This window comes from Gallaecimonas kandeliae (assembly GCF_030450055.1).
GTDB lineage: Bacteria > Pseudomonadota > Gammaproteobacteria > Enterobacterales > Gallaecimonadaceae > Gallaecimonas > Gallaecimonas kandeliae.
Genome location: NZ_CP118480.1, coordinates 489,278 through 500,484 on the forward strand (window position 1 = coordinate 489,278; position 11,207 = coordinate 500,484).

General features: G+C 63.6%; 7 protein-coding genes. 5 read left to right on the plus strand and 2 right to left on the minus strand.

Features of this window, described 5'->3' with window-relative positions:
• Positions 1 to 40: 40 nt before the first annotated feature.
• From aceE to lpdA, 3 genes are all read left to right on the plus strand, one after another.
• On the plus strand, positions 41 to 2,707 hold the full coding sequence (gene aceE, locus PVT67_RS02340; RefSeq protein WP_301497419.1) for a pyruvate dehydrogenase (acetyl-transferring), homodimeric type: 2,667 nt from the start codon (positions 41 to 43) through the stop codon (positions 2,705 to 2,707).
• A 10-nt stretch (positions 2,708 to 2,717) separates the two neighbouring features.
• Positions 2,718 to 4,634, plus strand: coding sequence for a pyruvate dehydrogenase complex dihydrolipoyllysine-residue acetyltransferase (gene aceF, locus PVT67_RS02345; RefSeq protein WP_301497422.1), 1,917 nt, complete (start codon positions 2,718 to 2,720; stop codon positions 4,632 to 4,634).
• 94 nt (positions 4,635 to 4,728) lie between these two features.
• A complete protein-coding gene (gene lpdA / locus PVT67_RS02350; RefSeq protein ID WP_301497424.1) occupies positions 4,729 to 6,150 on the plus strand; it encodes a dihydrolipoyl dehydrogenase in 1,422 nt (473 codons plus the stop codon).
• A 145-nt stretch (positions 6,151 to 6,295) separates the two neighbouring features.
• Here the strand turns inward: lpdA and PVT67_RS02355 are convergent, their stop codons facing one another.
• Both PVT67_RS02355 and purE read right to left on the minus strand, forming a co-directional pair.
• Positions 6,296 to 7,258, minus strand: a complete 963-nt coding sequence (locus PVT67_RS02355) for an ATP-grasp domain-containing protein (RefSeq protein WP_301497426.1) — start codon at positions 7,256 to 7,258, stop codon at positions 6,296 to 6,298.
• On the minus strand, positions 7,255 to 7,743 hold the full coding sequence (gene purE / locus PVT67_RS02360; protein WP_301497428.1) for a 5-(carboxyamino)imidazole ribonucleotide mutase: 489 nt from the start codon (positions 7,741 to 7,743) through the stop codon (positions 7,255 to 7,257). The genes PVT67_RS02355 and purE overlap by 4 nt, the downstream gene beginning before the upstream one ends.
• Before the next feature lie 188 nt (positions 7,744 to 7,931).
• Between purE and PVT67_RS02365 the strand changes: the two genes are divergently transcribed.
• Together PVT67_RS02365 and PVT67_RS02370 are read left to right on the plus strand one after the other, a co-directional pair.
• Positions 7,932 to 8,840, plus strand: coding sequence for a VirK/YbjX family protein (locus PVT67_RS02365; protein ID WP_301497429.1), 909 nt, complete (start codon positions 7,932 to 7,934; stop codon positions 8,838 to 8,840).
• A 62-nt stretch (positions 8,841 to 8,902) separates the two neighbouring features.
• Positions 8,903 to 11,119 carry a patatin-like phospholipase family protein gene (locus tag PVT67_RS02370; RefSeq protein WP_301497430.1) on the plus strand — a complete coding sequence of 739 codons (2,217 nt, stop codon included), beginning with the start codon at positions 8,903 to 8,905 and terminating at the stop codon, positions 11,117 to 11,119.
• The last annotated feature ends 88 nt before the right edge of the window (positions 11,120 to 11,207 follow it).

Genomic DNA, 11,207 nt, shown 5'->3' on the forward strand with positions numbered 1-11,207 from the left:
ATCCCTTTAATCACAAACAGAGCAAGATAAGGAAAAAGCCATGTCAGAGAAGGTTATGCATGACGTGGACCCGCAGGAAACCCGTGAATGGCTGGACGCCCTCCAGGCCGTCATGGATGAAGAAGGTGCCGAACGTGCCCACTTCCTGCTGGAATCCCTGACCGATCAGGCTCGTCGTAACGGCGCTCACCTGCCTTTCGATGCCACCACCGCCTATGTGAATACCATTCCTGCTGGCCAGGAACCGGAAATGCCGGGCGACCAAGGCATGGAACGCCGCATCCGCTCCATCATTCGTTGGAACGCCCTGGCCATGGTGCTGCGCGGTTCCAAGAAGAACCTGGAGCTGGGTGGCCATATCTCCTCTTTTGCCTCCAGCGCCACCCTCTATGACGTGGGCTTCAACCACTTCTTCCGCGCCCCCAACGAAAAAGACGGCGGCGACCTGATCTACTTCCAGGGCCATATTTCCCCCGGCATCTATGCCCGCTCCTTCCTGGAAGGCCGCTTCAGCGAAGCCGATCTCGACAGCTTCCGCCAGGAGGTGGACGGCAAGGGCCTGTCCTCCTATCCGCACCCCAAGCTGATGCCGGACTACTGGCAGTTCCCCACCGTGTCCATGGGCCTGGGCCCCATCGCCGCCATCTATCAGGCGCGTTTCCTCAAGTACCTGACCGACCGCGGCATCAAGGATTGCTCCGAGCAGCGCGTCTACTGCTTCCTGGGGGACGGTGAGTGTGACGAGCCGGAAGCCCTGGGCGCCATCGCCATGGCCTCCCGCGAGAAGCTGGACAACCTGACCTTCATCATCAACTGCAACCTGCAGCGCCTGGACGGCCCCGTCCGCGGCAACTCCAAGATCATCCAGGAACTGGAAGGCACCTTCCGCGGCGCCGGCTGGGAAGTGCTGAAGGTGATCTGGGGCCGCTACTGGGATCCGCTGCTGGCCCGCGACACCTCCGGCAAGCTGCTGCAGCTGATGGAAGAGACCGTCGACGGCGAGTACCAGAACTGCAAGGCCAAGGGTGGCAAGTACACCCGTGACAACTTCTTCGGCAAGTACCCCGAGACCAAGGAAATGGTCGCCAACATGTCCGACGATGACATCTGGCGCCTCAACCGTGGTGGCCACGATCCCTACAAGGTGTACGCCGCCTACCATCGCGCCGTGAACACCAAGGGCCGCCCCACCGTCATCCTGGCCAAGACCGTCAAGGGTTACGGCATGGGCGACGCCGGTGAAGGCAAGAACATTGCCCACCAGGTCAAGAAGATGGACATCGAGGCCATCAAGTACTTCCGTGACCGCTTCAACATCCCGATCAGCGACGACAAGCTGGCCGACCTGCCTTACTACCATCCCGGTGAGGACTCCGAAGAGGTCAAGTACCTCAAGGCCCGCCGCGAGGCGCTGCACGGCTTCATGCCGCGCCGCCAGGTGCGTTTCAACGGTGAACTGGATATCCCGGCCGTCGAGGCCTTCGACGCCGTGCTCAAGGGCAGCGGTGATCGCGAGATCTCCACCACTCTGGCCTTCGTGCGGGTACTGACCAACCTGCTCAAGGACAAGAGCCTTGGCAAGCGCATAGTGCCGATCATCCCCGACGAGGCCCGTACCTTCGGTATGGAAGGCCTGTTCCGCCAGGTGGGTATCTACAGCCGTGAAGGCCAGAAATACACCCCGCAGGACGCCGACCAAGTCGCCTACTACAAGGAAGACAAGCAGGGCCAGGTGCTGCAGGAAGGTATCAACGAGCTGGGCGCCATGTCCGACTGGGTTGCTGCCGCTACCAGCTACAGCACCAACAACGAGCCGATGATCCCCTTCTACGTCTACTACTCCATGTTCGGCTTCCAGCGCGTGGGCGACATGGCCTGGGCCGCGGGCGACCAGCAGGCGCGCGGTTTCCTGATCGGCGGCACCGCCGGCCGTACCACCCTCAACGGTGAAGGCCTGCAGCACGAAGACGGTCACAGCCATATCCTGGCCGGCACCATCCCCAACTGCATCACCTATGACCCCACCTACGGTTACGAAGTGGCTGTCATAGTGCAGGACGGCATCCGCCGCATGTACGGTCCCGAGCAGGAAAACATCTACTACTACCTGACGGTGATGAACGAGTCCTATCACCACCCGGCCATGCCGGAAGGCGCCGAGGAAGGTATCCGCAAGGGTATCTACAAGCTCGAGACCGTCAAAGGCAAGGGCAAGGCCCAGGTTCAGCTGATGGGCTCCGGCACCATACTGCTGCAGGCCCGCGAGGCGGCCCAGATCCTGGCCAACGACTTCGGCGTGGACGTGGACGTCTTCTCCGTGACCAGCTTCAACGAGCTGGCCCGTGACGGCCTGGCCGCCGAGCGCCACAACATGCTGCACCCCGAAGCCGCCGAGCAGGTGCCCTTCATCACCAGCGCCCTTGCCAAGGACGTGCCGGCCGTCGCCGTCACCGACTACATGAAGCTCTACGCCGATCAGGTCCGCGCCTTCGTGCCCGGCCCCTACCGCGTACTGGGCACAGACGGTTTCGGCCGCTCCGACAGCCGCGACAACCTGCGCCGTCACTTCGAAGTCAACGCCCACTACGTGGTGGTGGCCGCGCTCTTCGAACTGGCCAAGGCCGGCAAGGTCGACAAGAAGCTGGTGGCCGAGGCCATTGCCCGCTTCGGTATCGACGCCGACAAACTGAACCCGCTGTACGCGTAAGGAAAGAGCAATGGCAGAGACTCGTGATCTGATCGTGCCCGATATCGGCAGCGACGCTGTGGATGTCACTGAGCTGCTGGTGGCCGTGGGCGACAGCGTAGAAGAAGAACAGGGCCTGATCTCCGTGGAAGGGGACAAGGCCGCCATGGAAGTGCCGGCCCCCTTCGCCGGCACCATCAAGAGCCTGAGCGTCAAGGTGGGTGACAAGGTCAGCACCGGCGACGTGATCGGCTCCATCGAAGTGGGTTCGGCCGAAGGTGCGGCTGCGGGCGCAGCCGAAGCTGCACCCGTGGCCCCTGCTGCCCAGGTAGAAGCCGCCCCTGCACCTGCCGCCGCCGGCGCCCGCCAGGAAGTGCTGCTGCCCGACGCCGGTGGCGAAGTGGAAGTGGTGGAGATACTGGTGGCCGTAGGCGACATGGTCGAGGCCGAGCAGGGCCTGGTGTCCGTGGAAGGCGACAAGGCCGCCATGGAAGTGCCCAGCCCCCTGGCCGGCAAGATCGTCGAGATCAAGGTCAAGACCGGTGACAAGGTCTCCGAAGGCAGCCTGATCGCCGTCATCGAAACGGGAGCGGTCGCTGCTGCTCCGGCCGCCAGCGCCGCCGTTGAGACCGTAGCCCCCGTCGCTGCCGCGCCTGCCGCCAAGGCGGTCAAGGACGTCACCCTGCCCGACGCCGGCGGCGAAGTGCAGGTGGTGGAGATCCTGGTGGCCGTGGGTGATGTGGTGGAGGCCGAGCAGGGCCTGATCTCCGTGGAAGGCGACAAGGCCGCCATGGAAGTCCCGGCACCTTTTGCCGGCACCGTCATCGAAGTGCTGGTCAAGACTGGTGACGCCATCAGCGAAGGCACCCTGATCGCCCGTATTGAAACCGTTGAAGCGGCCCCTGCGCCCCAGGCCGCTGCGCCTGCCGCCGCGCCCAGCGCCGCCCCCGTGGCCGCCTCTGCGAGCGCCGCCAAGCCGCCGCCGGTACCGCACCATCCCTCTGCCGGGGTCCGCGAGCCCAGCGGCAAGGTCCACGCCAGCCCCTCGGTGCGCCGTCTGGGCCGTGAGTTCGGCGTCGATCTGAGCCTGGTTTCCGGTACTGGCCGTAAGGGCCGTATCCTCAAGGAAGACGTCCAGGCCTATGTGAAGGCCGAGCTGGCCAGGCCCAAGGCGGCCGCCGGTGCCACCAGCGGCGGCGGTAACGTCTCCGTCATCGACTGGCCCAAGGTCGACTGGAGCAAGTTCGGGGAAGTGGAAGTGGTCAAGATGAGCCGCATCCAGAAGATCTCCGGCCCCAACCTGCACCGCAACTGGGTCCAGATCCCCCACGTCACCCAGTTTGACGAGGCGGACATCACCGAGCTGGAAGCCTTCCGCAAGAGCCAGAACGACGTCGCCACCAAGCAGCAGCTGGGCTTCAAGATCTCCCCGCTGGTGTTCATCATGAAGGCGGCGGCCAAGGCCCTGGAGCTCCATCCCAAGTTCAACTGCTCCATCGGCGAGGACGGCGAGTCCCTGGTGATGAAGAAGTTCGTCCACATCGGCATCGCCGTGGACACCCCCAACGGCCTGGTGGTGCCCGTGGTGCGCGACGTGAACAAGAAGGGCATCTACGAGCTGTCCAAGGAGCTGGGCGAGATCTCCGCCAAGGCCCGCGCCGGCAAGCTGACCGCGGCCGACATGCAGGGGTCGAGCTTCACCATCTCCAGCCTGGGCGGCATCGGTGGTACCCAGTTCACCCCCATAGTCAACGCCCCTGACGTGGCTATCCTGGGTGTGTCCAAGTCCGACTTCAAACCCAAGTGGAACGGCAAGGACTTCGAAGCCCGCCTGATGGTGCCCCTGGCCCTGTCCTATGACCACCGCGTCATAGACGGTGCCGACGGTGCCCGCTTCGTCACCACCCTGTCCGATATTCTGGGTGACCTGCGTCAACTCATTCTTTAAACAATGGGGGGGCTTTGCCCCCTCCTTTTTATGCAGTTACACTTGCGGTGCCCTACAGGAGCGGCATCGCGCCAAAGAATAACGAGGTTAAGCAATGAGCAACGAAATCAAGGCACAACTGGTTGTGCTGGGTTCAGGTCCGGCGGGCTACTCCGCTGCTTTCCGTGCCGCCGATCTCGGTCTGGAAACCGTGATCATCGAGCGTTACAGCACCCTGGGCGGCGTCTGCCTGAACGTGGGCTGCATCCCCTCCAAGGCCCTGCTGCACGTGGCCAAGGTCATCGACGAAGCCAGCACCATGGAAAGCCACGGTGTGACCTTCGGTGCCCCCCAGGTCGACCTGGACAAGCTCCGCGCTCACAAAGAAAAGGTTATCGGCCAGCTGACCGGCGGCCTGGCCGGTATGGCCAAGATGCGTAAGGTGAAAGTGGTCAACGGCTACGGCAAGTTCACCGGCCCCAACAGCATCGAAGTGGAAGGTGCCGAAGGCAAGACCACCGTCACCTTCGACCAGGCCATCATCGCCGCCGGCTCCCGCCCCATCAACCTGCCCTTCATCCCCCAGGACGAGCGTATCTGGGACAGCACCGGCGCCCTGGAAATGCGCTTCGTGCCCAAGAAGATGCTGGTCATGGGTGGCGGCATCATCGGCCTGGAGATGGGTACCGTCTACAAGGCCCTGGGTTCCGAGATCGAAGTGGTTGAAATGTTCGACCAGCTGGTCCCCGCCGCCGACAAGGACATGATCCGCATCTTCACCAAGCGCATCTCCAAGAAGATGAAGCTGATGCTGGAAACCAAGGTGACCGCCGTCGAAGCCAAGGAAGACGGCATCTACGTCACCATGGAAGGCAAGAACGCCCCGGCTGAGCCTGTCCGTTACGACGCCGTGCTGGTGGCCATCGGCCGTACCCCCAACGGCAAGCTGATCGATGCCGACAAGGCCGGCGTCAACGTCGACGAGCGTGGCTTCATCAACGTCGACAAGCAGATGCGCACCAACGTGCCCCACATCTTCGCCATCGGCGACGTTGTCGGTCAGCCCATGCTGGCCCACAAGGGTGTGCACGAAGGCCACGTGGCCGCCGAAGTGGCCTCCGGCCTCAAGCACTACTTCGATCCCAAGGTCATCCCCTCCATCGCCTACACCGATCCGGAACTGGCCTGGGTTGGCCTGACCGAGAAGGAAGCCAAGGAGAAGGGCATCGAAGTTGAAACCGCCAACTTCCCCTGGGCTGCCAGCGGCCGTGCCATCGCCTCCGACACTTCCGACGGCATGACCAAGCTGATCTTCGACAAGAAGACCCACCGCATCCTGGGCGGCGCCACCGTCGGCTCCAACGCCGGCGAGCTGCTGGGTGAGATCGGCCTGGCCATCGAGATGGGTTGCGACGCCGAAGATCTGGCCCTGACCATCCATGCCCACCCGACCCTGCACGAGTCCGTGGGCCTGGCTGCCGAGGTGTACGAAGGGTCCATCACCGACTTGCCGAACCCCAAGGCCAAGAAGAAGTAAGCTTCTTCTGGCGCGAAAAAGCCCGCCGAATGGCGGGCTTTTTTATTGCCTGGCGCTTGGAGCAGAAAGTGCTGACTGGGCCAGAAAAGGAAAAGCCCCGTAAGCGGGGCTCTTTGAACCGTATCAGCAAGTGCAGCCGCTTTCCCTAGAGCCAGCGGTTGATATGGCCGACCTTACGTCCCGGCCTGGGTTCCTTGTTGTACCAATGGACCTTGCCTTCACCGGCCAGCCAATTCGGATCGAAGGCGACGCCGATGAGGTTGTCCATGATGGTGGGACGCCACAAGAGCTCGGCCGGCAGCGGCAGGCCGGCCACGGCCCTCAGGTGCAGCTCGAACTGGCAGATGTTGGCGCCGTCCTGGGTCCAGTGTCCTGAGTTGTGGACGCGGGGGGCCATCTCGTTGATCAGCAGCTTGTCGCCGCAGTCGAACAGCTCCACCGCCATCACCCCTACGTAGCCCAGGTGGTCCATCAGGGCGCCGAGGATGCGCTCGGCTTCGCCCTGCCACTGGTGCATGTCGGGGGCCGGGGCCTTGGTCTCCACCAGTATGCCGTCCTTGTGGAAGTTCTCCACCAGGGGGTAGAAGAGCTTGCGGCCGTCTTTGGCCCGCACGCCCACCAGGGACACTTCCCGCTGGAAGGGGATCATGGCCTCGGCGATGCAGTCGGCTTCACTGACGAAGCCCGGCTCCTTGACCCGCCACTGGCCCTTGCCGTCATAGCCGCCCTGGCGGGCCTTGACCACCAGGGAAGTGCCTATCTTGGCCAGCAGGGCGTCTGCGCTGTCGCCCTTCTTCAGCTCCCCCCAGGGGGCTGTGGGGAGATCCAGCTCGTCGTAGAGCTTTTTCTGGGGCAGGCGATCGCTCACCAACTGGTAGGTGGAGAGGTTCAGCAGCTCGCCGTGGAAGGGGGTCTGGGGCAGCAGCTCGCGCTCGGCGGTCACCCAGTCGAAGCCGTCGGGGCCCTTGTCACCGCAGCTGTCCATCTCGGTGCCGAAGAAATAGCGGTGGGTGTCGGGGCAGTAGCGCCACAGCTCGACGCCGAGGCGGCTGGCCACCTCGCCCATCATGGCGCCCAGCTGGCCGGCGCCGAGGACCAGGCCCCTCATGCGGGCAGCCTCGGATCCGGGTTGGCCAGCACGGTGTCGGTCTGGGCGGTGCGGAAGGCATCGAGCTTCTCGGCCACGGCCTTGTCGTGCAGGGCCACTATCTGGGCGGCCAGCAGGCCAGCGTTGGCGGCGCCGGCGGCGCCTATGGCCAGGGTGCCGACGGCGATGCCCTTGGGCATCTGCACTATGGACAGCAGGCTGTCCATGCCGTTCAGGGCCTTGCTCTGCACGGGCACACCCAGTACCGGCAACGGGGTCATCGAGGCTATCATGCCGGGCAGGTGGGCGGCGCCGCCGGCCCCGCCGATGATGACGTGAAAGCCCTTATCCTTGGCGGACTTGGCGAAATCCACCAGCTTCTCCGGGGTTCGGTGGGCTGACACCACTTCCACGTGGTGGGTGACGCCCAGGCTGTCGAGGACTTCGGATGCTCCCTTCATGGTTTCCCAGTCGGAACGGGACCCCATCACGATAGCGACTTTCATAGCAACTCCGGCAGTTTGATGTCGATGGAAAACGGTTGCGGGGCGGCATTATACCTGCTGTTGATGCAATTCGCCTCCCCCTGATGCAGAGCGCGGCGTAGGTGCTCTGGCAGAGCGCCGAACGGCTGGCCGTGGTAAAGTCATGCCGAATTAATGTTTCGTTAAAAATGGAATTTTACTCTTCGCCGATGCAGTACTTATCCCAATTTTCGGGGCGTTCCGCCCTGGCCAGGCTGATCTACCCTGGCACCACATTCTACGCATTCAAGAAACGGCTCCTTTTTTGTGGCCGTAGCTTGGTGTTTGGCCGCGCCTATCGTCAGACCCTGGCGCTTTCGAACTCGCCGCACTTCCAGCCCGTGTTGCAGTTCCACCCCAAGACGGTGGAGAAGGCGTTCCGCCCCTACCTGATGCGGGGCCTGAGCCCGGGAAGGCGCTTTGCCCGGTTGGCGAGCCATTACCGGCTGCTGGCCCAGCACTGGGACAGCGCCCAGCTGACCGCCTTCCTCAAGGACGGTGTCACCCTGGCCAGCATCGAGGGGCCGGACGGAAGGCCTCTTGAGGTGCGCCTGCAATACCTCAGCAGCTTCCAGCGGGAGGGTGAGCTGACGTTGACCCTGGTGGTGGAGGGAGAGGTCTTTTATTCCTCTACCTTTATCCTGGGAGAAGACGAGCAGGGCCGGACTGGCCTGCTGGTGGGCGGCCTGCAGGGGCCGGTGCGGGGCAGCGCTCTGGACGAGGCCTATATCCGTGACGTCACCCGCCACTGCCACGGGGTGAGGCCCAAGGCGCTGATGGTGCAGCTGCTGAGCATCCTGGCCCAGGCCTGGGGCTGCGACTTCATCCATGCGGTGTCCAACGAAGGCCATGTCTTTGCCAGCCGGCGCTACCGCCGCAAGCAGAAGCTGAAGACCGACTACGACAGCCTCTGGGCGGAATACGGCGGCGAAGCCCTGGAAGCCAGGCTGTGGCAATTGCCGCTGGTGGTGCCCCGCAAGCCCCTGGAAGAAGTGGCAAGCAAGAAACGCAGCCAGTACCGCAAGCGCTACGAGTGGCTGGACGCCCTGCAAGAAGACTGCCGCCAAAGCCTGGGCTGAGGGCTTGGTTTTCCCGGTGGTGCTCACTACCCTGACGGAGTGCCGTTGAAGGGAATAACGCCATGTACCGTCTGTTGCTGCTCTGCCTACTGCCCCTGCTGTGTTTGGCCCAGGCCCCTGCCAGCGGGGAGACCAGGCCGAAAATCGCCCTGGTGCTGGCCGGTGGCGGTGCCAGAGGTGCCGCCCACGTAGGGGTGCTCAAGGTACTGGAGGAGCACCGTATCCCGGTCGACCTGGTGACGGGTACTTCCATGGGCGCCTTTGTCGGGGGCCTCTATGCGTCGGGCAAGGATGCCGACCAGATAGCGGCCCTGATGCAACACCTGGACTGGAACAGCGGTTACCGCGAAAGGCCGGAGCGCGGCGCCCAGAGCCTGCGCAAGAAGGAACAGCGGGACCGCTTCCAACTGGGGGTCAACCTGGGGCTCAGCGACCAGGGGCAGATCAAGCTGCCCAAGGGCCTCTTGCAGGGCCAGGCCATGATCTCCCTGATCCGCCAGAGCCTGGGGGATCTGCCCGACCTTGGCAGTTTCGACGATCTCCCCATTCCCTTCCGCTGCGTCGCCACCAACATCGAGACCCACCAGGCCGTGGTCATGGACAAGGGCAACCTGGCCCAGGCCCTGCAGGCCTCCATGGCTGTGCCCGGCATAGTGCGGCCTGTGGAGCGGGACGGCCTGCTGCTGGTGGACGGCGGCGTGGTCAACAACATGCCGGTGGACCTGGCCAAGGCCCTCGGGGCCGACATCGTCATCGCCGTGGACGTCAATTCCCCATTCAGAGACCGCAAGGAGCTGGATTCGGCCCTGGCCATCATGGATCAGCTGTCCCGTTTCCTGGTCAGGGACAACATGGACCGCCAGACAGCCCTGCTGGGCGCCAAGGACATCCTCATCAAGCCCGAACTGGCGTCGGTATCCATGCTGGATTTTGCCCAGGTGGGCAGCGCCATGGCGGCCGGGGAAGCCGCGGCCAGGGCATTGCTGCCGAGGCTCAGGGCCCTGGCTCTGCCGCCGGCCCAGTACGCCAGCTGGCGCCAACAGCACCGCCTGGCGCCGCAGCGGTTGCGCATCGATGCCGTGGATATCGACAGTGACGGCGATCTGGACCCGCGCTGGGTCAGGGAGCAACTGGGGGTCAAGGCCGGCGACCGCTTCGACCAGCACAAGATAGACAAGGGCGTCCAGCGCCTCTACGCCACAGAGCTGTTCGAGCGGGTGGATTACGAGCTGCAAGAGCAGGGCGGCCAAGAGGTGCTCAAGGTTCGGGCCAGGCAGCGCTCCTGGGGGCCGGGCTACCTCAACTTCCGGGTCGCTGTGGAAGACAACTTCACAGACACCTCCAATTACCAGCTGGGGGCCTCCTACAGTCGCACCCAACTCTCTTCCTATGGCGCCGAGTGGCACAACGAGTTGGAGCTGGGCCTGGTGAAGCGGGCCATGACAGAGCTCTACTGGCCCTTTGACGCCGACCAGGACTTTTTCAGCCTGGCCAACATCGAGTACCGCAAGCAGCCGGTGCGGGACATCAGCAAGGCGCTGTCCACCATTGTCGAACTGGACAGGAGCGGCATCACCTACAAGCTGGCCCTGGGCACCAACTTCAGCCGCTGGTCGGTGCTGCAACTGGGCTGGCGCTACGTGGACGGTGGCCTACACGACGACAATGGCCTCTTCCTGCCGCCGCTGTTGGGCAGCCGTAACCTCAATTACCGCCAGAGTGGGCCTTTCCTGCTGTGGGAACACGACACTCTGGACAGCCGCGATTTTCCCCGCCAGGGTCAGCGCTGGGCCCTGGAGCTGCGCCGCAGCCGGGACCAGCTGCTTGGCAGTAGCAGTACCAACAGCTATTACCTTGGCAAGTGGCGACTGGCCCTGTCCGGCGGCGACCATGCCCTGGCCTTGACCCTCAAGGCCGGCTCCTACCTCAACGACCAGGCCCAGCCCCTGGACAGCTTCGAGCTGGGGGGCTTTCGCAATCTCTCCGGCTTTGGCCGCCTGACCCTGTCCGGCAAGCACATGCGTTTTGCGTCCCTGGACTACAGCTACCGGTTGTTCGAAAACGACTTCGGCTTCTTCAAGAGCCCCGTCTACCTGGGCATGACCCTGGAAGCGGGCAATGTCTGGGATCGCCGGGCGGACGTCAGCTTTGGGGATCTCATCAAGGCAGGCAGCCTCTATGCCGGGGTGGACAGCCCAATAGGGCCGCTGTTCTTGTCCTTCGGGCGCAACTCCGAGAACGAGTCCAGCTTCTACTTCTCGCTGGGGGCTGACTTTTGAATGTCGCCTTTACTCTTTTGTGACCTTCTCGATGCCTTTGGCTTACTTGTGGCCTAATGTTTGGTTACAAAGAATGGTAAACTTTTCC